Source organism: Pseudooceanicola profundus, from assembly GCF_054919315.1.
In genome coordinates this window covers 2985744-3008965 of record NZ_CM142898.1, presented here as the reverse complement: position 1 = coordinate 3008965, position 23222 = coordinate 2985744, and the positions used below count along the sequence as shown (strand labels likewise).

Below are 23222 nucleotides of genomic sequence, written 5' to 3'. Positions count from 1 at the left end.
ATGCGCCCGCCGGTCCGGCGGGCTTTTCCCCTTCTGGTACTCGGCCTTCTGGCCGCTCTTCCCGGGTGTGGCGAACAGGGTCTGGCGCGCAGCGACAACGGCCCCTTCGCCCCCGGGATTTCCGCGCGTGGCGAGGCGGTGGACGGCCTTGTCGTGGGCAACCGCCTGCTGGAGGCGGGCGAGAACGAACTGGCGCTGGAGGCCTTCACCCGGGCGGCGGGCGAACAGGGCATGACCGACGAGGTCCTGGCCGGCCTGGGTGCCGCAAACCTCGGGCTGGGGCGGATCGGACAGGCGGAACGCCAGCTGCGCCGGGTGGCCGAACACGGCACCGCCACGCCTCAGGTCTGGAACAACCTCGGCGTCGTGCTGATCTCCAAGGGGGCCATCCCCGAGGCCGCGCTGGTGCTGCGCCGGGCCTATGCACTCGACAATGGCGAAAGTGACGCAATCCGGGACAATCTTCGCTTGGCGCTCGCCTTGCAGGAGGAAAACTCGTATAGTCCCGAGCAAAACGACACCAACTATAATGTGGTGCGCACGGGCAGCAGCGAATACCTGATCAGCCGCGCGACACCCTGACGATCGAGTTCGAGGCCCGAGGCAGTAAAAGGACGCAGAACATGCGCCACCCCCTGATTCTGACCATCTGTCTGGCAGGCGTGTCCCTGACCGCCGCCTGTTCGCGCAGTGGCGACGCAGAGGTCGAACGCGCGTTCCGCAACGTGAACGTCGTCGACGAGAGCAACCTGAGTGACATCATGCTGACCGTCGGCGACCCGAACGAGGCGGTCGCCTACTTCCAGCGCACCCTCGCCGAGAACCCCGAGCGGATCGACCTGATGCGCGGGCTGGGATCGTCCCTCGTGCGGGCCAAGCGCGGGGTCGAGGCGGTGCCGGTCTGGAAACAGGTGACTGAACACAAGGACGCCACCAACGCGGACAGCGTCGACTACGCGGATGCGCTGATCCGGTCGAACAAGTGGGAAGAGGCGGATGCCGTGCTCGACACGATCCCGCCCACCTTCGAGACCTACAAGCGCTACCGGCTCGAGGCGATGGTCGCCGACAGCAACAAGGAATGGCAGAAGGCGGACAGCTTCTACGAGACCGCCGTGGGCCTGACCACGACGCCTGCGGGCGTGCTGAACAACTGGGGCTATTCCAAGCTGACCCGAGGTGATTTCGCCGGCGCCGAGCAGCTCTTCGGCGAGGCGGTCAAGCAGGACCCCACCCTCTTCACCGCCAAGAACAACCTTGTCATGGCCCGCGGCGCCCAGCGTGACTACAGCCTGCCCGTCCTGCAGATGACCCAGGTCGAGCGGGCGCAGCTGCTGCACACCATGGGGCTGACCGCGATCAAGCAGGGCGACGTCGAGACCGGCAAGGCCCTGCTGCGCGAGGCGATCGACACCCATCCGCAGTATTTCGAAGCTGCCGTGCGCTCGCTGCGCGCGCTGGAAGGCAACGGCACAGGCTGACCGGCGACATGGAGATTTCCAGCTTCGCCGCCGCCGTCTTCCTGCCCTTCGTCCTCCCTCTGTGCGCCCATGTGGTCTGGACCGACCTTTCAGCGATGCGCATCTCGAACCGGACCGTCCTGCTGATCGCCGCCGTCTTCGTGGCGGTCGGGCCCTTCGTCTTGCCGCTGGAGACCTACGGCTGGCGCCTGCTGACGCTGGTCCTCGTGCTGCTGGCGGGGATGGTGGCCAATGCGGTGGGTCTCTTCGGCGCGGGCGATGCCAAGTTCATCGCCGCCGCCGCCCCCTTCATCGCGCCCGGCGACATCCGCCTCGTGCTGACGATCCTCACGGTGACGCTGGCCACCGGCTTTCTCACCCATCGCATCGCCAAGCGCACGGCGCTGCGCCGGCTCGCCCCCGACTGGGAGAGCTGGGACCGCACGCGGGACTTCCCCATGGGCCTCGCCCTCGGGCCTGCCCTCGTGATCTACCTCGGCCTCGGCGCGCTCTACGGGGTCTGAACGCGGCGCGGGCCCTCACGCCCGCCTGCCCGGGCTGAGGCCCTCGCCTCCACGCGCGCCGGCCCCTCCCCTCGCCGTCCGAACCGTCGCCCTCGATCACGCGCTCCGGCCCTGCGTTGCCCGAACCGCGGCCCTCAGTCGAACGCGTAGAGCAGGAAGAGCGGCGTCTCCTCCACGAGGCTGAGGCTGCGCCCGCTCTCCTCCACCGCGTCTAGGACGCGGGTTTGCACCCGGGCATCCACGGTGCAGCGGCGCACCATCAGATGCGTGGCAGCGGCGATGCCGGGCGCACCGACATAGGTCCAGGGCGCGCCCCCCGGCAGTGGCGTCAGCCCCGACAGCACCCAGTGCGACGAGATGAGGTCCGCCACCAGCGGCTGCACCCCGGTGTCGAAGCCCGCCGCGGCCAGGTCCTCGACCTCGGCCCGCGCAAGGCGCACGATGGACCCACGGTAGTTGCAGGTCTCCAGCGTCCGGCCCTCGAAGGTCACGGGCGGCTCCGGGTCATCATCGATCAGCACCCGCTCGGTCTTCACCTCGGAGGCGCGCTCGCTGAGCAGGTAGAGGTCCGCCACCTCGGCCCGGGTCTCGCTCATGGGCTGGTAGGCCTCCTTCGAGACCGTCGCGTGCCGCAGCGGCGACCAGACGAGGTTCAGCAGCACCGGGGCCAGCAGCGTCAGCGAGACGAGCGCCGTTGCCGCAGCGGCCCCCCGCCCCGGCAGTACACCGCGTTCGATCAGCGCCGCGAGGATCAGGGCCACGAAGGCGAGCCAGTAGGGATCGGTGCCGAAGTTTTGCCACGTGATGACGACGAAACCTGCCACGAAAAGGAACAGTCCCCGCGCCATGTTGCGCGTCTCCTCGCGTCGCGCCAGCAGCGTCACCGCCACGGCCGCGGCCGCCGTGCCCCCGGTATAGGCCGGGGAGAAGACCACGCCCGCGAAGGCAGGCCCGGGGTATTTCCGCGCCGATCCGGTGGTGCCGAGGACATCCTGCACGTAGGCGATCCAGTAGCCGGGCCCCTCGACCACGGCGACGATGGCCAGCAGCCCCAGCGACACGCCCAGCCCCCAGACCAGCACCCGGCCCCGGCCCGTCACCGGCAGCAGGATCAGCGCCGGCACCGCGAGCGCGACGCAATAGGTCACCTTGGTCATGGCCAGCGCCGCCATGGCGAGCCCCAGCAGCACACCGTCGACCCGGGCACTGCGCGATGTCTCCCCCTCCCGCGGCGGCAGGAGGACGAGCACCGCGACGAGGAAGCCGATGGCCCAGCCCCAGCGATTGTAGTGCATCGACAGGCTCACGCCCGCCGCGGTTTCGCCATGGATCAGCCCGGTGACCAGCGCCAGTTCCCCCAGCCCGAAGGCCAGCGCCAGCGCCGGGCCGAAGCGCGACCCAGCCGATGGCCGGCAGCAGGAGCAGCGCCACGAGGATCTGCGACCAGACCATCGCCCGGCCCATCGACAGGCCCAGGTCCAGCAGCGCCACCATGGGCAGGAAGCCCCAGCCCCCCAGCGGCGTGGTGAAATCAAGGTGCGGCACCAGCCCCATGTGCATCCGCAGCAGGATGTCCGCGAGGTGCAGCATGTCGCCTTCGTGCAACGACACGTAGAAACCGCCGCGCAGCCACAGAAGAACAGATTGCAGCAGGATATATGCGAGTAAAATGCCCCAAAAAAACCGTGGCGCTGCCCTGTTCATACTGCCCTCTTGCGTTTTAACCGAACCTAACGACGCACTGTGGACAATGCACGTGAAAGCTGCAGCGCAGCGTCGCTCGTGTGAAACAAGAACCGCAGCGCATGTGGTCGAATGTGTCGGGCCCAAAGGTAACGGGTCGTGGTAGAATGCTGGATACAGGCAGAAGACGATGAATATGCAGGCTCCCTCGTCGGGCGTTCTTGCTCCGCCACCTCCGCGGACCCTTGAAGAGATGCGTTTGCCCATCGTCATGATGCGCGACGTGCTGCTCAAGACGATGTTCCGCAAGAACGTCGATACCGTGCCCCGCGTGGCGCGCGCCATCTGCCTGCCGGGGGCCGTGACGCAGGAGCTGATCGACCTCGCCCGCGAACAGGCCCTGATCGAGGCCACCGGTCAACGGGGGGCAGAGCTCTCGGGCGAGATGGGCTACCAGCTGACGGACAACGGCCGCGCCCGGGCGCTCGATGCGCTCGCCCAGTCGGAATACTACGGGCCGATGCCCGTGCCGCTGGAGATCTACGCCGAACAGGTGAAGCGCCAGTCGATCCGCAACATCCAGATCACCCGCGACCGCCTGACCGCCGCAATGGGCGACCTCGTCCTGCCGCCCGACCTGATTTCCTCCCTCGGCCCTGCCGTCAGCGCGGGCCGGTCCATCCTGATGTACGGTCCGCCCGGCAACGGGAAGAGCTCGATCTCGAACGGCATCCGCGACGCCATCGGGGATCGGATATACGTGCCCCGCGCGATCGAGTACTCGGGCCAGATCATCACCGTCTACGATCCCATCGTGCACACCGCCGCCGAGGAGCAGGAAGACGATCCGACCCAGCTGCGCCGGTCTGCCAACCGGTTCGACAGCCGCTATGTCCGCTGCGAGCGGCCCACGGTGATCACCGGGGGCGAGTTGTCGCTGGACATGCTGGACCTCGTCTACAACCCCACCGCGCGCACCTACCAGGCGCCCCTGCAACTCAAGGCCACCGGCGGCGTCTTCATCGTCGACGACCTTGGCCGCCAGGCGGAGCCGCCGCAGAAGCTGGTGAACCGCTGGATCGTCCCGCTGGAGGAAAACCGCGACATCCTCGCCCTGCAATCGGGCGAGAAGTTCGAGGTGCCCTTCGACACGCTTGTGGTCTTCTCGACCAACTTCCACCCGAACGAGATTTTCGACCAGGCCGCGCTGCGCCGGATCTTCTTCAAGATCAAGATCGACGGCCCGAGCCAGGAGAACTTCCTGAAAATCTTCGCCCTCGTGGCGCGGAAGAAGAAGATGCCGCTGTCGGAGCCGGCGCTTGTCCACCTGCTGAAGAACAAGTATCCGACGATCAACAACACATTCGCCAACTACCAGCCGGTCTTCCTGATCGACCAGATGATCTCGATCTGCAAGTTCGAAGGCATCCCCTACCAGATGTCGCCTGAACTGATCGACCGGGCCTGGGCCAACATGTTCGTGAAGGACGAGCTGATCGTCAAATGAGACACCGTGCGGCCCGAGGGCCGCGCGCCGCAGAATGTCGCGTGAGACGCGCGCTGCGGACAGGGCCCCGGGACCTGCCAGTCCCGGTCAGGGTGGTCCGGTTCCTGCTGCTCGCAGCCGGGCCACCCGTCCCGAAACCCTTGGCGGTTTAGGGGGCGCCTGCCATCGTGAGGGCGAGCCCTTTCGGGCTTCGAGCCGCGCCGCTGGATGCCTCCGCCGTCTCAGCCTCGCCTACCCGCTACCCTCACACGCAAAGCCGCGCATCGACGGCGCGCGCGGAGGCGATCCGAACCTCTCTGGCGAGCAGTTTGTCTCAGCCACACATATCGTGTCCCCTCAAGGCACCACCCAGCCTCACCAAATCGCCGCCGCGTGGGGGCCTGCCTGCGATGCGCGGCGGCCTGCGGCCTTGTTCCGCGCGGGCGAGCATCCGCATCGGCTGAGATGTAAGAGATGTCAGATCCCGCCAGCGGCGACCCGAAACGAAAACAGCCCCGGACATTGCCGGGGCCGCTCTTCACGTCACGAGAAGTCTTACTCCGCCGGGGTCTGCTGCCGCGTCGGCTCCATCGGGGCCAGCGTATCGGACAGCGGCTTCTCGATCATCCGCAGCGACACAAGGAAGGCGATCCCCGCCGCGATCACCGAGACGAGGTAGGTCGGCCGCAGTGCGGCTGCGAAGGCATCGAGCGCCGCACCCTGCATCTCCGTCGGCAGGGCCGCGATGGTCTGGGTCGTCACCGCGCCGCTGAACCCCGCGGGCAGCATTCCGTGCAGGTGGCTCACCAGCCCGGCCGCAAAGATCGCGCCATAGACCGATGTCCCCAGCGAGCCGCCGATCTGGCGGAACATGTTCGCGCTCGCCGTGCCGACGCCCATGAAGGACCGCGGGATCGAGTTCTGGATCGCCGTGATATTGACCGTCATCACCGGGCCGATGCCCACGCCGATCAGCATCACGTAGATCACGATCAGCCAGTTGGGGGTCTCCCGCGTGACGGTCGTCATCAGCAGGGTCGCGACGCAGAGCACCCCGGTCGAGATCGTCGGCAGGATCTTGTAGCGTCCGGTCGCCGTGATGAACCGCCCCGAGGTGAAGCCGGTCGCGAAGAGCGCCAGCATCATCGGGATCTGGTAGAGCCCGGATTCCACCGGCTCGAGGCCCTTCACGACCTGCAACAGCATCGGCAGGAAGGCGATGGTGCCGAACATGCAGACCCCGACGCAGAAGCCCACCACGTTGGAGACGACGAAGTTGTTGATCCGGAACAGCATCATCGGCAGCACCGGCTCGGCGGCCCGGCGCTCCACGAAGATGAAGAAGACGAAGGCCAGCGGGATGATCCCGGCCAGCAGGTAGACCGGTGTCGAGGCCCAGGGCACCATGGTGCCGCCGATATTGGCCACCACGATGATCGAGGTCAGCAGCACGGCCAGCAGGCCCGCACCGGCAAAGTCGATGGTGTGCGGCTTCTGCTGCGGGCTGTCCAGCGCGATGGTCAGCACGGTGGCGGCCAGCAGGGCCACCGGCACCGGCAGGAAGAAGATCCAGTGCCAGTTCAGCACCTCGACCACGAACCCACCCACCAGCGGGCCGATCACGGTGGAGATGCCAAAGACCGCGCCGAAGGCCCCCTGCACCGAGGAGCGTTTGCGCGGCGGCAGGATGTCCGCCACCACGGCCATGGAGACCACCAGCAGCGCGCCGCCGCCGAGCCCCTGCACCAGCCGTCCGCCGACCAGCATCGACATGCTCTGGGATAGGCCGCAGATCATGCCGCCGATGATGAAGACACCGATGGCGATCTGCAGGACGATCTTGCGTCCGAACATGTCACCCAGCTTGCCCGCGATCGGGGCGGCCATGGTGGTGGCCAGCAGGTAGGACGTCACGACCCAGCTGATATGCTCCAGCCCGCCCAGATCGCTGACGATCAGCGGCAACGCGGTGGTGACGATGGTGTTGCCCAGCGAGGCAAGGAAAAGACAACAGGCCACGGCGGCGATAATGATCTTCAGCCGCGGTATCTCGTCCCAGCCGGGCTCCGAATTGGGGAGGCTCTCCGACATAATGCTTCCTTAAGACGCCGACGGCGCCGGTCGCAGACCCCTCGGGTCCCGCGGCAGCGTCGAACTCTGATACATGCAATTGCACCATATATGTGACAGTCACATATACATGTCAATTACACACTTTCGGAAATTTGTGTTGCGTGGCACGTCCCGTAATTGCAACAGGGACATAACGCGGCTTCAATGCCGACACCGGGGCCGCCATGGCGCGTCCCGCAACGACACCCGGTCACCGGAGGATGGGACGATAGAGACGGCAGAAACCCAGATGAAGCGCTTCCTCTCCGAGGCGGGCATTTCCCCCGAGGTGACGGATCGCGCCCTGGCCATCGACGCCATCGTGCAGCGGTGGCGCCGGCAGGTGCAGAAACGCGAACTGGGCCGCATGGCCCTGCGCGAGCTGGGCCTGGAGCTGGACCTGCCGAAAATGGACGTCCTCTTTGCCATCGCCGGCCCCCGGAACGAGTTCGGCCACGAGGCGGGTCAGGAAACCATGGTCTCCACCGTGGCGACCCGGCTCAACATCGACCCCTCCCGCGCCTCCCGTCTGGTGAGCGAGGTGATCTCGCTGGGCTATGCCGAACGCGGCGTCAGCCAGCAGGACGCCCGGCGCACCATCGTCGCCCTGACGCCCAAGGGCCGCGCCATCGTCGATGCGGTGCGCACGATCAAGTTCCTGATCATGGGCCAGTTCCTCACCGGCTGGTCGCAGGAGGAGATCGACACCTTCCTGCCCCTGATGGACCGGTTCTTTGCCTGGGTCGACGATTCGGGCGATGCCTCGGCCGAACGCCTGCACCCCGAGATCGAGGCCCTCGCGCGCGATCTGGCCCGCAAGCTGAAGTAGCCGCCCCGCGCCCGCGTCAAAAACCGGCATCGAAAGGCAGCCCCCACCGGACCTCCGGCGGGGCCCCTCGCGCCGCATGCCGATCACGGCTGCCGGAGGCCACGGAGAGCACACTGGACCTCTGCGGGATATTCCCTAAATGTTCTCCCATGTCCGATGCGCCGCTGCCTGACGCCTCTTCCGATCCCCTGCTGCCGCAGGCGCTCTCCGGCTGGTTCGCCCGCCGGGGCTGGCAGATGCATCCGCACCAGCGCGACATGCTCGCCCGCGCGACGGACCCCGCCCTGCTGCTCATCGCCCCCACCGGCGGCGGCAAGACGCTGGCGGGTTTCCTGCCCACGCTGGCCGAGCTGGCTGACGGCGGGCACAAGGGCCTCCACACGCTCTACATCTCGCCTCTCAAGGCGCTCGCCGCCGATATCCGCCGTAACCTCTCGACCCCGATCGAGGAGGCCGGCCTGCCGATCCGCGTGGAAGACCGCACCGGTGACACGCCCGCCAGCCGCAAGAAGCGCCAGCGGGCCGATCCGCCGCATATCCTGCTGACCACGCCCGAGAGCCTCGCGCTGCTCACCTCCTACGAGGATGCGCCGCGGATCTTCGCGGGCCTGCAACGGGTCGTCATCGACGAGATCCACGCCCTCGCCGAAAGCAAGCGCGGCGATCAACTGTTCCTCTCCCTCTCGCGGCTTCAGGCGCTCTGTCCCGACCTGCGCCGCGTCGGCCTCTCCGCCACGGTGGAGGACCCGGCATCCGTTGCGCGCCTTCTCGCCCGCCATCCGGACCCGTGCGAGATCCTCACCGCCGATCCCGGCCCCGATCCCGACATCCGCATGTTGCAGGTCGAGGCCCCTCCGCCCTGGTCCGGCGGCGGCGCGGCCTACGCGATCCCCGAGGTTCTGGCCCAGATCCGCCAGCACCGTACCACGCTGATCTTCCACAACACCCGCGCCCAGGCCGAGATCTTCTTCCACAACCTCTGGCTCGCCAACGAGGAGGGCCTGCCCATCGGCATCCACCACGGCTCGCTCGACCGGACGCAGCGCGAACGGGTGGAGCGCGCCATGGCCCACGGGCGACTGCGCGCGGTGGTCTGCACCGGCTCGCTCGACCTCGGGATCGACTGGGGCGACGTGGACCTCGTGATCCAGATCGGCGCGCCCAAGAACGTCAAGCGCCTCGTCCAGCGGATCGGGCGGGCGAACCACCGCTACAACGCGCCCTCCAAGGCGCTGCTGGTGCCTGCCAACCGCTTCGAGGTGGTGGAATGCGAGGCGGCGCTGGAGGCGGTGCGGGACCACGACCTCGATGGCGAGCCGCGCGGCCCCGGGCCCCTCGACGTGCTCTGCCAGCATATCCTGATCCGCGCCTGCGCCGGGCCCTTCGACGCCGATACACTCTACCACGAGGTCACCACGGCCGGGCCCTACGCCGCCCTGCCCCGCGAGAGCTTCGACGCCTGCCTCACGTTCTGCGCCACCGGCGGCTACGCCCTGCGCGCCTACGACCAGTGGCAGCGCCTGCAACAGCGCGCCGACGGCGACTGGCAGCTGCGCGACCCCCGCGCGGCCCAACTGATCCGCATGAACATCGGCACGATCATCGACCATGACCTCCTGAAGGTCCGGCTCAAATCCACCCATGGCCGTCCGCTGGGAGAGATCGAGGAAGGCTTCGCCGCCTCCCTCTCGCCGGGCGATACCTTCCTCATCGGCGGGCGGATCGTGCGCTACGAAGGCCTGCGCGAAACCACCGTAGAGGTCACCCGCAACGCCGCCCGCAAGCCCAAGGTCGCCACCTTCGCGGGCACCAAGTTCGCCACCTCGACCCAGCTCTCGCAACGTATCCTGCGCCTCCTGCAACAGGAGAGCTGGCCCAACCTGCCCGCCCATACCGCCGAATGGCTCACCCTCCAGCGCGCGGTCTCGCGCCTGCCGGAACCGGGCCGCCTGCTGATCGAGACCTTCCCCCATGACGGACGCGCCCACCTCGTGGCCTATGGCTTCGCGGGCCGCAACGCGCAACAGACCCTCGGCCTCCTGCTCACCAAGCGAATGGAGGAGATGGGGCTCGCCCCCCTCGGCTTCGTCGCCACCGACTACGCCACGCTGATCTGGGGGCTGGAGGCCACGCCCGATCCCGCGCCGCTCTTCGACCTCGCCCGGCTGCGTGAAGGGCTCGACCAGTGGCTCACCACCAACGCGGTGATGAAACGCACCTTCCGCGACAGCGCCCAGATCGCGGGGCTGATCCAGCGCAACACGCCGCAGGCCCGCAAGACCGGGCGGCAGGCGACCTTCTCCTCCGACATCCTCTACGACACGCTGGCGAAATACGACCCCGACCACCTGCTCCTGCGCATCACCCGGACCGAGGCCATGCGCGGGCTGATCGACTTCGCCCGGCTGGAGGACCTCGCAGCCCGAACCGCCGGCCGGATCGACCACGTCCCGCTCTCCCGCGTCTCCCCCTTCGCGGCGCCCCTCTTCCTCGAGATGGGCCGGATCCCCATCGATGGCGCCGGCAGCGACCGCCTCGAAGAGGAAGAAACCCGCCGCCTCATGGCAAAGGCCGGCCTCTCCCCCCCCACCTGACCCGCCCCCTTTCCGTTTCCCAAATATCCTCGGGGGGAATTGGCCCGTCAGGGCCAAGGGGGGCAGACAGCCCCCCAACCTCGCCCTCGGCAGACCACCACGCCTCCGCAACGCCCCGTCCCGCTTGCCAAATCCCCCACCGCCCGCCAACAAGGACCCCATGAGCCCCTACGCTTTCACCCTTGCCGGCGCGCGCCTCGCGGCGCTTGGCTCCGGCGCCCTCCACTGGCCCGACCGGCGGCTGCTCTGCGTCTCCGACCTCCACCTCGGCAAGTCCGAACGCACGGCCCGGCGCGGCGGCAGCACCCTGCCCCCCTACGAGACGATCGACACGCTGGCCCGGCTCGACCGGGACCTGACCCTCACCCAGGCCACCACCGTGATCTGCCTCGGCGACAGTTTCGACGATACCGAGGCCGCCCGCGCCCTCGACGACAAGACCCGCGCCTGGATTGCCCGCCTGCAGGCCGGCCGCCGCTGGGTCTGGATCGAGGGCAACCACGATCCGGGCCCCGTGGATATGGGCGGCAGCCATTTGAACGCCCTGCCCGCCCCGCCGCTGACCTTCCGCCATATCGCGCAGGCGCGCGCCTCGGGCGAGGTTTCGGGGCACTACCACCCCAAGGCGCGGATCAGCGCCGGGGGACGGACCGTCACACGCCGGGCCTTCCTGCTCGACAGCGACCGGCTGATCCTGCCCGCCTACGGCACCTATACCGGCGGGCTGCACAGCTCCGACGCCGCCCTCACCGGCCTCATGCGCCCCGAGGCGCTCGCCATCCTCACCGGCGACACGCCTCGCCCCATTCCCATGCCCCGCTGAGACAGAGGCCAGGAGAGACCATGACCGACCACGCCCTCACCGTGCGCATCCGCGCCAGCTTCGACCGGCAGAACATGATGACAACGCTGGGGGCGGAGCTGGAGAGCGCCGCACCGGACGCGGTGGTGATCACTGCCCCGATCCTGCCCGGATCGCAGCAGCAGCAGGGCTTTGCCCATGCGGCGCTCGCCTTTGCCATCGGCGACAGCGCGGCGGGCTACGCGGCGCTGACAACCATGGACGAGACGATGGAGGTCGTGACCTCCGAGATGAAGATCAACCTCATGCGGCCGGGCATCGGCGACCGGCTGGTGGCCCGGGGGCGCGTGGTCCATGCCGGACGCCGCCTCGTCGTGGTCTCAGCCGAGGTCATGGCGGTGAAGGACGGCCAGGAGAAGCTGATCGCCCTGCTTCAGGGCACCTGCACGCCGGTCCCCGCGGGCTGACGCGGCGCGACGCCCCCGCCCGGGGGGGCCACAGTGCACGGGACAGGCAAGGGCGCATGCGAGGTGGGGATGTCGTCCCCTCCGCGGCTCTGACACTCCACGAGAGCGGACCGGGCCGCCACGCCCGGCACGAAAAAGCACGAAAAAGGGCGCCGCCACGGCGACGCCCGATCAGGTTCGGCAGACCTCGGCGCGCAGCCCCGCCCGGGTCCGGCGCTCAGCGCCGCCCGGCCATCAGCCGTTCTTCGCGGGCGATCGCCTCGTCGATCATCTGCCGCCACAGCGCGCCAGCCAGGGCCGGATCGAAGCCCAACTCCTCTGCCGTCGCCTCGACCTTGGCCACCACTTCCTCGACCCGCTCGTCGATCCGGGCCGGCCAGCCGAGCGCGGGCTTGAGCTGCGCCGCCCGGTCGATGTGGCGCTGACGTTCCGCGAGCAATGCGATCAATTCCCGGTCGAGGTCGTCGATCTGCGCCCGCAGCTCGGGCATGGTCTCTACCTCGGCGGGGGTCTTGCGGGTCAGGCGCATCAGAACAGCCCCTCGATCTGGCCCATGTCGTTCAGGCGGATGGCTTCGGCGGCAGGTTTCGACGGCAGTCCGGGCATGGTCATGATCTCGCCGCAGATCGCCACCACGAAGCCCGCCCCGGCCGAAAGGCGCACCTCGCGCACCGGCAGGTCATGCCCGTCGGGCGCGCCGCGCAGGGTCGGATCGGCGGAGAAGCTGTATTGCGTCTTGGCCATGCAGACCGGCAGGTCGCCGTGCCCGGCCTCTTCCCATTCCGCCAGCTGCTTGCGGATCGCATCGCTCATCTGGACGCTGCCCGCGCGGTAGATCCGCTTGGCCACGGTCTCGATCTTCTCGGCCAGCGGCATCGCGTCGGGATAGAGCGTCTCGAACTCTGCGGTGCCGCCATCGGCCAGCGCCGCCACGGTCTCAGCGAGCGCCTCGATCCCCTTGGAGCCCTCGGCCCAGTGGGTGCAAAGCAGCGCCTCGACCCCGTGTTCGGCGCAGAAGACTTTCACTTCTTCAACTTCCGCCTCGGTATCGCCGGTGAAATGGTTGATGCCCACAACGACGGGCACGCCATAGCCTTGCAGATTTTCGATATGGCGCCCCAGATTGGCACATCCGGCCCGCACCGCTGCCACGTCCTCGGCGCCGAGGTCCGCGCGGGCCACGCCGCCGTTCATCTTCAGCGCCCGGACCGTGGCCACCAGCACAACCGCCGCCGGTTCCAGCCCGGCCTTGCGGCACTTGATGTCAAAGAACTTCTCTGCCCCGAGGTCGGCGCCGAAACCAGCCTCGGTCACCACGTAATCGGCCAGCTTCAGGGCTGTCCGGGTCGCGATGACAGAGTTGCAGCCATGGGCGATATTGGCGAAGGGCCCGCCGTGGACGAAGGCCGGGTTGTTCTCCAGCGTCTGGACGAGGTTCGGCTGCATCGCGTCCTTCAGCAGCACCGTCATAGCGCCATCGGCCTTCACGTCCGCCGCCGTCACCGGGGTCCGGTCGCGGCGATAGCCGACGATGATCCGCCCGAGGCGTGCCTGAAGATCGTCCAGCGAGGTGGCGAGGCAGAGGATCGCCATGACTTCGGAGGCCACGGTGATGTCGAAGCCGCTCTGGCGCGGATAGCCGTTGGCGACACCGCCCAGCGAGGTCACCACGTCGCGCAGCGCCCGGTCGTTCATGTCCATGACCCGGCGCCACGTGATCCGGCGGGTGTCGATCTCCAACTCATTGCCCCAGTAGACGTGGTTGTCCACCATGGCCGCCAGCAGATTGTGGGCCGAGGTGATGGCATGGAAATCGCCGGTGAAGTGGAGGTTCATCTCCTCCATCGGCACGACCTGCGCATGCCCGCCACCAGCCGCGCCGCCCTTCATGCCGAAGCAGGGGCCGAGGCTGGCCTCGCGGATGCAGATCGCCGCCCGCTTGCCGATGGCATTGAGCCCGTCGCCCAGACCCACGGTGGTCGTCGTCTTGCCCTCGCCCGCGGGCGTGGGATTGATCGCGGTCACGAGGATCAGCTTGCCATCGGGCTTGTCGGCGAGCCCGGCGATGAAGTCCTGCGCGATCTTGGCCTTGTCATGGCCATAGGGCAGCAGCGCCTCCTCGGGAATGTCCAGCTTGGCACCTATGGCCTGAATGCGCTGCTTGCTGGCGGCGCGGGCGATTTCAATGTCGGTCTTCGCAGTCATGTTCCTGTCCTTCTGACGCCTCGCGAGGGGGGCATTCGGGCCATGGCGGCCTCCCGGATCGGAGACTCATGGAACCCGCGGTCGCTTCGGCGCGTTGGGGGGACAGATGACAAAGGGAGACACAAGATGAAAGCCGCAACGCTCGTTATCCACGCATCTTTCGCCCTGACCCTTCTCGGCGCCGCGCTTCTGCTCGGCTGAGGTCAGACGAGAGCCCCCCGCGCCGCCTGCATATGAGGCCAGACCGGCTGGTCCGGCACATGCAGGCGCAGTTCTTCTCCGAGAGTGAACGTCCCTTCCCGCTCCACCCATGCCGTCACGCCGCGCCGTCCCGTCGCCGCCCGCTTGAAGAGGCGGGCCTGCTCCGGGTGATGCGCGGCGATGACCTTGGCCGGAAGTTGGCAGGGGCGGTTTTCCATATCAAGGGTGATCGTCGCCCCGTGTGCCCCCTGTAGCCGCGAAGACGGCGGCACGAGGGTGAAGTCGGGGATGCCCGCGATCACCAGCGTCGCCCCCAGCCACGCCGGATCGAGGCTTGCGAGGCCCATCTCCGTGGCGATCGCTTCCAGTTCTTCCTGAGAGATCACCGAGAGTTGCCGGACGTTCCTGATCTCCGTATCGCGGGGGTATTGCGACAGGACGCGGCTGCAGGACGGGCGGGTCAGCCCGCCGTGATCCTCGCCCTCCGGCCCCGCGAAACTCAGCGCCAGCGTTTGCACCGGCTGCGAGTCGAGCGCCGCCTCGCGCGACGGCACGCGGCCAAGCCAGACGATACGGGCGGAGAAATCAGTGGGTTTGAGCGCGGGCATGTCCTGTCCTCAGGCGGTGGAATAAGGCCCGATGAACCGGTACGGGGGCCGGAGTGTCAACCCCCGCCCTGCGCTCAGGCAGGAGGCTGCCTTGTGATCAATTCCCTGCCCGTGTGGACCGTCGGCACCGGTTGCGCCCCTCGGAAATGCTCCAGAACGTGACACGGCAGGCCGGCGTTCCCGCAGGCCCAACCCCCAGGCCCAGGTCTCTGCCCGTCAGGCCCTGGGCCGCAGGGTGAAGAAGAGCCGCCGGAACGGGAACAGCACCGAGCCATCGGCCGAGCGCGGATAGGCCGCCTCGATCACCTCGTCGTAGAGCGCGACCAGCTGCGCCTGCTCGTCCTCGGGCAGGCTGTCCAGCACCGGGCGTGCAAAGGTCGACTGGGTGAAGAGCCGCACGGGGTGGCCCTCCTCCGCCTTGGGCAGGACCTGGTAATAGTCCACCTCCCAGAGGTCGAGCTGCCCCAGCGGCGAGAGCATCGCGTGATAGGTCGCGGGGCGCTCGATGCCGGGCGCCGTGGCGGGATCGAAGCGGCCGGGGAAATGCTCTTCCACCAGCGAATGCCAGATCCGATGCGAGGGGGCGTTGTTCTGATGCGGCACCTGCACCGCCAGCGTGCCGCCCGGCGCCAGCAGCCCCGCAAGGCGCGGCAGCAGCGTGGCATGGGCCCCCAGCCAATGCAGCGCCGCGTTGGAGAAGATCAGCGCGGGCGGAACCTCTGGCTGCCAGAGCGCGATGTCGGCCTGCTCCAGCGCGTCATAGGCGCCCGTGGCCTCGGCCTTGGCCAGCATGGCGGGAGAGCTGTCGAGGCCGGTCAGCCGCGCCTGCCCTGCCAGTGCGCGCAACGCGGGCCCGGCGGCCCCCGATCCACAGCCGAGGTCCACCACCGGCCCCTCGGGCCGCGCGAGGCGGGCCAGCAGGTCCAGCGCGGGCCTCAAACGAACGTCCCGGAACCTGTCATAGGCCCCGGGACTCCAATCTTTCGCAGTGTCGGTCATCAGACGCTGGGTTCCGGCTCCATCCCGCCGGGCTTGCCGCGCGGCTTGGTCTTGGGGATCGCCGTGACCGAGGTGCTGCCGGTGTCGGAGCTGTCGTCCTCGTCCGGGCTCTGCGGAGGCTCACCCTTCATGACGCGCTTGATCTCGTCACCGGTCAGGGTTTCGTATTCCAGCAGGCCCTGCGCGAGGCGCTCCCACTCGTCCTTCTGCTCTTCGAGGATCTTGTAGGCCCACTCGTAGGCCTCGTCGATGAGGCGCTTCACCTCTTCCTCGATCAGCTCCTTGGTATGGGCCGAGACGGAGAAGCCGCCGGCACCATTGCCCATGTAGCCTTCGTGGGCCTGTTCGTAGTCCACGTTGCCGACCTTGTCCGACATGCCCCAGCGGAGCACCATCGCACGGGCGAGGCTGGAGGCCTGCTGAATGTCGCCGGCGGGGCCGTTCGACACTTCGTCAGGGCCGTACTTCATGATCTCGGCGGCCTTGCCCGCCATGGTCATGGCCAGCTTCTGCTCGCACTCGGACTTGTGCCAGTTCAGGCGGTCGATCTCGGGCAGCGAGACCACCATGCCGAGGGCACCGCCGCGCGGGATGATCGTCGCCTTGTAGACCGGATCGCACTTGGGCAGGGTCAGGCCGACGACGGCGTGGCCACTCTCGTGATAAGCGGTCTTTTCCTTCTGGTCCTGCGTGAGGACCATCGAGCGACGCTCGGCCCCCATCATGACCTTGTCCTTGGCGTTCTCGAAATCGACCATGGTCACGAAGCGGCGGCCGACACGGGCGGCCATCAGCGCGGCCTCGTTCACGAGGTTCGACAGGTCCGCACCGGAGAAGCCCGGGGTGCCGCGCGCGATGATGCGCAGGTCGACGTCGGGGCCCAGCGGGGTCTTGCGGGCGTGGACGCCGAGGATCTTCTCGCGGCCCTTGATGTCGGGGTTGGGCACGGTGACCTGACGGTCGAAGCGGCCCGGACGCAGCAGCGCGGGGTCGAGAACGTCACGGCGGTTGGTCGCCGCGAGGATGATCACACCCTCGTTGGCCTCGAAGCCGTCCATCTCCACCAGCAGCTGGTTGAGGGTCTGCTCCCGCTCGTCGTTGCCCCCGCCGTAGCCTGCGCCACGGTGACGGCCCACGGCGTCGATCTCGTCGATGAAGACGATGCAGGGCGCGTTCTTCTTGGCCTGTTCGAACATGTCGCGGACACGGGAGGCACCGACACCCACGAACATCTCGACGAAGTCGGAGCCCGAGATGGTGAAGAAGGGCACGCCCGCCTCGCCCGCGATGGCCCGGGCCAGCAGCGTCTTACCGGTGCCCGGAGGGCCCACCAGCAGCGCGCCTTTGGGGATCTTGCCGCCGAGACGCGAGAATTTCTGCGGGTTGCGGAGGAATTCGACGATCTCCTCCAGCTCTTCCTTGGCCTCGTCGATGCCGGCGACGTCGTCGAAGGTGACGCGGCCGTGCTTCTCGGTCAGCAGCTTGGCGCGCGACTTGCCGAAGCCCATGGCCCCGCCTTTGCCACCGCCCTGCATCCGGTTCATGAAATAGATCCACACGCCGATCAGCAGCAGGATCGGCAGCAGCGAGATGATGAACGCCTGGAAGCCGCTTTCTTCCTGCGACTTGGCGGTCACGGGGACGTTGTTGTCGAGAAGCAGCTGCGTGACTTCACCGTCTTCCGGCTTGATCGTCACGTAGTCCTGACCGTCGGTCCCGCGGTACCGCACCTGCTCGCCGTCGATCGTGGCCGAGCTGACCCGGTCGTCATTCACAGCCGAAACGAAGTCCGAGTAGCTGATCTCGCGGCTCTGCATGGTGCTGCCCGACCCGCTGAAGAGATTGAACAGCGCCACGATCAGCATCAGTAGCACGATCCAGAAGGCGAAGTTTTTCGCAGTGCCCAAGGAAGGTCTCCCCAAATTCCGGTTGCCCCCGGCTCGTATCACAGGGGCTATCCGGTTTAAATAAGCTTCACGCCGTCAGGTTCAATCCGTGAGCAGCGCGGCAAAGTAACTCTCTGTGTCCCTCACGAGGGTGGCGGTCCAGCCCTCGGCGCGTCCCGCCAGCGGCGCTGCGATCAGCACACCCCGGCGCCAGACGGCTGGGGAGGCGAGCAGCGACGCGCGCGGCAGCCCAGTGTCGCGCCATGCGGGGCATTCGGCAAGCCCTGCCTCCCCCAAAACTGCGATCTCGGCAGCATCTGGCCACGGTCCGTCCAGTTTCCAGCGCCCGTCCCATGTCTCGCGCACGGGGGCGGAGAGATGTGCGACCGCGTTGAATTCCCGGAAAATCCGGATGGCCTGCGTGTCCACGGTGATCCGGCAGCCCATCAGGGTCATGCCGGTGCCGGCGGAAATCGCCTCCTGCAGCAGGTGCATCGCGGTGCGGCGGGGCGGATATTCCGCGCCGCCCACCCACATCAGGGCCCGTTGCAGCAGGCGGCGGGCGATTTCAGGGCGCAGCAGGCGAAACCCGGCCCGGGCGATCAGCAGGTCGCCGGCCTCGAAGCCGACCAGCCCGCGGGCCTCGGTGAACGTGTACCAATTCAGGGTCTCGCGGATCGACGACAGGTTGTCGGCCACATTGCAGAGTGCCGGCACGGTCAGCCCCAGCGGCTCCAGCAGCGTCATCGCCTCGCGGATGCGGACGCGTTCATAGCGGCTGTCGGAATTCGACGGGTCCTCGACCCATGTCCGGCCACGCACCCGCAGGAAATCGCGCAGATCGGAGCGACGCAACGTCAGCATCGGGCGCACCAGCGTGACGCCATCCAGACGGCGCCGGGCCGACATCGCCGAGAGCCCGTCCGCCCCCGAGGCCCGCGCCAGCCGCATCAGCACCGTCTCGGCCTGATCGTCGGCGGTATGGGCCAGTGCGATGACGGGGATGCCCCTGCGCCGCGCCCAGTCAGCCAGCAGGTCGTAGCGCGCGCGCCGGGCCCGGTCCTGCAGGTTGCCCTGCCCGTCCCAGCCCGACCACGTGAGAATGTCATGCTTGATGCCGAGGTCCGCGGCGGTTTCCGCCACCAGCAGCGCCTCCTGCCGCGCCTCCGGGCGCAGCCCGTGGTTCACGGTGACGGCGAAGAGCTCGGTCCGCAGGCAGGCCTGAAGCTCCGCCAGCATGACCATCAGCGCCATCGAGTCCCCGCCCCCGGACACGGCGATGCCGATCCGGTCGGGGGTCTTCGGCAGGAAGGCCCCGCCGACGACTTCTTTCAGCAGCTCTTCATGCTGCGTCACGAACAGCCCAGCGACTGCATCTCCGCGTTCGCGCGGGTTGCTGCCGCGGCCTCCGGATAGCGGACGCTGACCTGCCCCAGCGTGACACAGGCGTCCTGCGCCTTGCCCAGCTGGCCGAGCAGGCGACCGACGTTGAAGAGCGCACCGGGTGCCAGCGGACCGTCGGGGGCCAGCGTGTAGGCCGCGAGGAAGGAGCGCGCGGCCTCGGTCTGCTCGCCCAGCTTCTCCAGCGCCTCACCGCGCTTGACCCGCGCCTCGGGCTCTAGGGGCGAGCCCGGGTAGGTCGCGCCAAAGGTCTCAAGGAGGTCCGCGGCGCCGCGAAAGTCACCATTGGCGAGCGCCTCCGACGCCCGCTGGAAATCGGCCTCTTCCCCAATCGCCAGTTCGCTGCCCTGCGCGGAGGACGCGCCGCCTGCAGGCGCGGGGGCCGGGCCGCCGCCGCCGCTGGTGGCGGGCATGGCGCCGCCCCCCAGCGTCGTGGTCTGACCCAGCTTGGAGACGTCGCCGCCCTCGAGCTCCACAAGCCGAAACTCCAGATCGCCGATCCGGTTGGTGCCATCGGTCACCACGCGGTCGATGCGGTGCTCCAGCTCCTCCGTCTTGTTGGTCAGCCGCTGCAGCTCGCTCTCGATCGAGTCGATGCGGGTCAGCGCGGAGCCGCCGGTGTTGAGCGACCCGCTCGCCCCGGTGGTGGAGAGCTCGCGCTTGAGCTTCTGCACCTCGACATAGAGGACCGACATCTCCTGTCGGATATCGGCGAGGGTCTCGGTCCTGTCCTGTGCCGCCGCCGGCAGGGCCGGCGACAGGACGATGGCAAACCCGAGGATCAGACCGGCGAAAGGCCGCATCGACGTCTCCTTGACTGGCTGAGGTTAGCTGGTGCCCATGGCCCCGGCGGCGATGGTGGTCACCGCGCGACGGTTCTTGGCATAGCAGGCTTCCTCCGAACAGATCTCGATCGGGCGTTCCTTGCCGTAGCTCACGGTCTTGAGCCGCGCAGCGGAGACGCCTTTCGAGATCAGGTACTCGCGCACCGCGTTGGCCCGGCGCGCGCCGAGGGCAAGGTTGTACTCCCGGGTGCCCTGCTCGTCCGCGTGGCCTTCGATCACCGAGACGTAGTCGGTGTTGCGCATCAGCCAGTCGGCCTGCCCGTCGAGGGTGTACTGCGCCTCGGCGGAAATCGTCGACTGGTCCACGGCGAAGAGCACGCGGTCGCCCACGGTCTGCTGGAAGTAGGCGGGCGAACTGGGATCGCTGGCCGATCCGTCACCATAGGCCCCTGCCCCGGCACCATAGCCGCCGGCGCCATTGCCATAGCCGTCGACGTTGTCGAACCGGTCCGGGTTGGTACAGGCGGCCAGCGAGAGGCCAGCCAGCAGAAGTGCCGCTTTTGTAGAGAAATTCATGTCGTCTCGTGCCTCGTTCTTATGCTTTTCGGGTTGATGCTAGCACAGCAGCCAACCCGAAGGAATGCAAGCGGCGTTACGGTTGCAGCGGGCCCCAGGACGGGTCCGAGGCGCCGCCCTCGGTCCGCACGCGCTTGAGATTGCGGCCCGAGATATCGACGGAATAGAGCGAGGACTGGCCCTGCGCGCCCTGGGTCTCACGGGTGAACATGATCACCCGGCCATTCGGGGCCCAGGTCGGGCTCTCGTCAAGGAACGAGGCCGTGAGGAGACGCTCCTCCGAGCCATCGGTGCGCATGACGCCGATGTGGAACCGGCCCTTGTTCTGCTTGGTGAAGGCGATCAGGTCGCCGCGGGGCGACCAGACGGGCGTGCCGTAACGGCCCTGCCCGAAGCTGATCCGCGTGGCCTCGCCACCTGTCACCGGCATGACGTAGAGCTGCTGGCTCCCCGAGCGGTCGCTTTCGAAGACCACCTGCGTGCCGTCAGGCGAGAAGCTGGGCGCGGTCTCGATCGAAGGGGCATCGGTCAGCCGGCGGCTCTGCCCGGTCGCGCTGTCGAGGGCGTAGATGTCGGTGTTGCCGCCGGTTTCCAGCGAGTAGAGCACCGTGCGCCCGTCGGGCGCGAAGCGGGGCGAGAAGGCCATGTTGCCGCCCTGGGTCTGCAACTCGCGCCGGCCCACGTTGGCCACGTCGAGGACATAGATCCGGGGGAAGCCGCTCTCGTAGCTGGTGTAGAGCACCCGGTCGCCGGTGGGCGAGAACCGGGGCGCCAGCACGATGGAGCCGCTCTCGGTCAGGTATTTCACGTTGGCGCCATCGTAGTCCATGATCGCCAGACGCTTGCGGCGGTCGTCCTTGGGCCCGGTCTCGGCCACGTAGACGACGCGGCTGTCGAAATAGCCGCCTTCGCCTGTGATCCGGGAATAGACCGCATCGGCCACCTTGTGCGCCATGCGGCGCCAGCCGGCGGTGGTGCCCGCGAATTGCAGGCCCGAGCCCAGTTCCTTGCCCGAGAAGACGTCGTAGACGCGGAACTTCACGGTCACCCGGTCGCCCTGCACCGAGACGGCGCCGGTGATCAGTGCCTGCGCGTTGATCGCCTTCCAGTCGGCATATTGCACCGGGGAGGAGAAGCTGGTGATCCGCGAGATATGGGCGCTTGCCGGGATTTCCCGGAACAGCCCCGTGCCGCTGAGGTCATCGGCCACGACGCGGGCCAACTGCTGCGCCATCTCCGTGGCCGCGCCGCTTTCGGGCACGAAATCCGGCACCGCGTAGGGCATCGGTTCGATTACGCCGTCGGTGATCTCGATCCTGAGGGGGCCCGACTGGGCGGAGGCCACGGCGGGGGTCATCAGCGCGAGGCTGGCGGCGGCCAAAAGGCCGGTGAGGGGTCCGGTGATCTTGCTCATTTGTACCGCATCTTCTCCGGGTTGAATGTCATTTCAATGTCACGCCACGAACTGTACTTGTCACGCGGCAGGTCAAATCCGCGCGCACCGCAGCGGATGATTGCCCGCCGCGCGGCCTCGAACGCCTGCCGCGCCGCCGCTTCGCCGCCCCCGCTGTAGGACACCATGCGGATCGTCTCGCCCTGTGGCGTGCCGTTCTCGTTCATCGCGAGGGACACGATGACCGTGGTGCGCAGCGCCTCGGAGGAGAGCGAGCCCACGTTCCAGCACGACGAGACTGCGACGCGCAGCGCCTCGCGCTCGCTCGCCGTCATCGGCGGGCCGGCGGGCCGCTGGGGCGCGGCCGGGGTTTCCGCGGGCGTCTCGCCACCGGCGAGCGCCTTGGCCAAGGCATCCTCCACCGCGGAGCTGTTGGAGTTGCTCTGCGGTCTGGGCTCGGTCTTGGGCTCCGGTTTCGGTTCGGGTTTCGGCTCGGGCTCGGCCTCGGCGGTCTGGGTCGGCTCGGGCTTCGGCGCGGCGGCGGGCCGCTGCGGGCGGGTCTGCGGGCGCAGCGAGGTGGTGGGCGCCGCGTTCTGCGGGCGCTCCGCCTCGGTCACGATCTCGGTCGTCGCCTCGGGGGGCGCGGTTTCCTCGACCTCGGGCACGGGTTCGGGCTCCACCTCCGGGGCGGGCTCAGGCGTGGTTTCCCGCTGCACGATCTCGGCAGGCGCGGCGTCGATGCTGGGCCGCTCCTGCGGGCGCGAGGCCACGCGCGGCGCCGCGGGCGGCGTCGGATCGGGCACCGGCTCGGGCGCAGGTTCAGGTGTGGCCACCTCCTGCATCGGCTCCGGCTGGGGCGGTTCCGGCTGCGGGGCGGGCTCCGGTTCGGGCGCCGGCTCAGGTTCTGGGGCCGGTTCCGGCTCAGGCTCGGGCTCCGGTGCGGGCGCAGGTTCGGGTTCCGCGGCGGGTTCGGGCGCCGGCTCCGGGTCGGGGGTCACGGCAGGCTCCGCCGGGCCCTCGGGCGTGGGGGCCTCGGTCTCCGTCTCGGGGGCGGTCTGGCCGGACAACCGCGCGAATTCCTCCGATGTGACGACCGAAACCTCGGTCACCACCTCGGGCGGGCGCGCGGGCGAGATGCCGCCAAAAAGCAGCCAGCCGATGAGCCCTACATGGCCCACGCCGGATATGATCTGTCCCGTGTTCATGGAAAG

At 68.3% G+C, this 23222-nt stretch carries 21 protein-coding genes; 9 read left to right on the top strand and 12 right to left on the bottom strand.

The window, feature by feature from the left end; genetic code table 11:
* The 3 genes from ACX9MO_RS13875 to ACX9MO_RS13865 are packed head-to-tail and all read left to right on the top strand — an operon-like array spanning position 1 to position 1984.
* Complete coding sequence (locus tag ACX9MO_RS13875) at positions 1-582, top strand: tetratricopeptide repeat protein (protein ID WP_222489294.1); 582 nt, start codon at positions 1-3, stop codon at positions 580-582.
* Between the two features lie 41 nt (positions 583-623).
* A complete protein-coding gene (locus ACX9MO_RS13870; RefSeq protein WP_222489293.1) occupies positions 624-1481 on the top strand; it encodes a tetratricopeptide repeat protein in 858 nt (285 codons plus the stop codon).
* Between the two features lie 8 nt (positions 1482-1489).
* Positions 1490-1984 carry a prepilin peptidase gene (locus ACX9MO_RS13865; RefSeq protein WP_222489292.1) on the top strand — a complete coding sequence of 165 codons (495 nt, stop codon included), beginning with the start codon at positions 1490-1492 and terminating at the stop codon, positions 1982-1984.
* A 134-nt stretch (positions 1985-2118) separates the two neighbouring features.
* Here ACX9MO_RS13865 and ACX9MO_RS13860 read toward each other — a convergent pair whose 3' ends face one another.
* The gene (locus tag ACX9MO_RS13860; protein WP_462212265.1) at positions 2119-3291 is read right to left on the bottom strand and encodes a hypothetical protein; all 1173 of its coding nucleotides are present in this window, start codon (positions 3289-3291) and stop codon (positions 2119-2121) included.
* Between the two features lie 31 nt (positions 3292-3322).
* On the opposite strand from ACX9MO_RS13860, the gene ACX9MO_RS13855 reads away from it, so the two are divergent.
* Together ACX9MO_RS13855 and ACX9MO_RS13850 are read left to right on the top strand one after the other, a co-directional pair.
* On the top strand, positions 3323-3652 hold the full coding sequence (locus ACX9MO_RS13855) for a hypothetical protein (RefSeq protein WP_462212264.1): 330 nt from the start codon (positions 3323-3325) through the stop codon (positions 3650-3652).
* Between the two features lie 205 nt (positions 3653-3857).
* Positions 3858-5174 (top strand): ATPase, encoded by a 1317-nt coding sequence (locus ACX9MO_RS13850; RefSeq protein ID WP_462212263.1) that lies wholly within the window; start codon positions 3858-3860, stop codon positions 5172-5174.
* Between the two features lie 534 nt (positions 5175-5708).
* Here the strand turns inward: ACX9MO_RS13850 and ACX9MO_RS13845 are convergent.
* Complete coding sequence (locus ACX9MO_RS13845) at positions 5709-7244, bottom strand: MDR family MFS transporter (RefSeq protein WP_462212262.1); 1536 nt, start codon at positions 7242-7244, stop codon at positions 5709-5711.
* 271 nt (positions 7245-7515) lie between these two features.
* On the opposite strand from ACX9MO_RS13845, the gene ACX9MO_RS13840 reads away from it, so the two are divergent.
* The 4 genes from ACX9MO_RS13840 to ACX9MO_RS13825 all read left to right on the top strand — a co-directional run bounded on the left by ACX9MO_RS13840 (position 7516) and on the right by ACX9MO_RS13825 (position 11957).
* Positions 7516-8094: a MarR family winged helix-turn-helix transcriptional regulator gene (locus ACX9MO_RS13840; protein WP_222489288.1), complete on the top strand. Its 579-nt coding sequence runs from the start codon at positions 7516-7518 to the stop codon at positions 8092-8094.
* A gap of 149 nt (positions 8095-8243) precedes the next feature.
* Entirely contained in the window at positions 8244-10688 is a 2445-nt protein-coding gene (locus ACX9MO_RS13835) for a ligase-associated DNA damage response DEXH box helicase (protein WP_462212261.1), read from the top strand.
* A gap of 160 nt (positions 10689-10848) precedes the next feature.
* On the top strand, positions 10849-11511 hold the full coding sequence (pdeM, locus tag ACX9MO_RS13830; protein WP_222489286.1) for a ligase-associated DNA damage response endonuclease PdeM: 663 nt from the start codon (positions 10849-10851) through the stop codon (positions 11509-11511).
* Between the two features lie 20 nt (positions 11512-11531).
* A complete protein-coding gene (locus ACX9MO_RS13825) occupies positions 11532-11957 on the top strand; it encodes a PaaI family thioesterase (RefSeq protein ID WP_462212260.1) in 426 nt (141 codons plus the stop codon).
* A gap of 217 nt (positions 11958-12174) precedes the next feature.
* Here ACX9MO_RS13825 and ACX9MO_RS13820 read toward each other — a convergent pair whose 3' ends face one another.
* The 10 genes from ACX9MO_RS13820 to ACX9MO_RS13775 all read right to left on the bottom strand — a co-directional run bounded on the left by ACX9MO_RS13820 (position 12175) and on the right by ACX9MO_RS13775 (position 23216).
* Positions 12175-12486: a chorismate mutase gene (locus tag ACX9MO_RS13820; RefSeq protein ID WP_462212259.1), complete on the bottom strand. Its 312-nt coding sequence runs from the start codon at positions 12484-12486 to the stop codon at positions 12175-12177.
* Entirely contained in the window at positions 12486-14162 is a 1677-nt protein-coding gene (locus ACX9MO_RS13815) for a formate--tetrahydrofolate ligase (RefSeq protein ID WP_222489284.1), read from the bottom strand. The genes ACX9MO_RS13820 and ACX9MO_RS13815 overlap by 1 nt, the downstream gene beginning before the upstream one ends.
* Before the next feature lie 203 nt (positions 14163-14365).
* Positions 14366-14971: an MOSC domain-containing protein gene (locus tag ACX9MO_RS13810; RefSeq protein ID WP_462212258.1), complete on the bottom strand. Its 606-nt coding sequence runs from the start codon at positions 14969-14971 to the stop codon at positions 14366-14368.
* Positions 14972-15187: 216 nt separating this feature from the next.
* Positions 15188-15970, bottom strand: coding sequence for a methyltransferase domain-containing protein (locus ACX9MO_RS13805; RefSeq protein ID WP_462212257.1), 783 nt, complete (start codon positions 15968-15970; stop codon positions 15188-15190).
* Positions 15970-17877 carry an ATP-dependent zinc metalloprotease FtsH gene (gene ftsH, locus ACX9MO_RS13800; RefSeq protein ID WP_222489281.1) on the bottom strand — a complete coding sequence of 636 codons (1908 nt, stop codon included), beginning with the start codon at positions 17875-17877 and terminating at the stop codon, positions 15970-15972. The genes ACX9MO_RS13805 and ftsH overlap by 1 nt, the downstream gene beginning before the upstream one ends.
* Positions 17878-17958: 81 nt before the next feature.
* Positions 17959-19212, bottom strand: coding sequence for a tRNA lysidine(34) synthetase TilS (tilS, locus tag ACX9MO_RS13795; protein WP_462212256.1), 1254 nt, complete (start codon positions 19210-19212; stop codon positions 17959-17961).
* Positions 19209-20060, bottom strand: a complete 852-nt coding sequence (gene ybgF / locus ACX9MO_RS13790) for a tol-pal system protein YbgF (protein WP_462212255.1) — start codon at positions 20058-20060, stop codon at positions 19209-19211. Before ybgF ends, tilS begins: the two co-directional genes overlap by 4 nt.
* 24 nt (positions 20061-20084) lie before the next feature.
* Positions 20085-20618: a peptidoglycan-associated lipoprotein Pal gene (pal, locus tag ACX9MO_RS13785; protein ID WP_222489279.1), complete on the bottom strand. Its 534-nt coding sequence runs from the start codon at positions 20616-20618 to the stop codon at positions 20085-20087.
* 76 nt (positions 20619-20694) lie between these two features.
* Positions 20695-21975, bottom strand: a complete 1281-nt coding sequence (gene tolB / locus ACX9MO_RS13780; protein ID WP_462214455.1) for a Tol-Pal system beta propeller repeat protein TolB — start codon at positions 21973-21975, stop codon at positions 20695-20697.
* A gap of 53 nt (positions 21976-22028) precedes the next feature.
* Entirely contained in the window at positions 22029-23216 is a 1188-nt protein-coding gene (locus ACX9MO_RS13775) for an energy transducer TonB (RefSeq protein WP_462212254.1), read from the bottom strand.
* Positions 23217-23222: the final 6 nt, after the last annotated feature.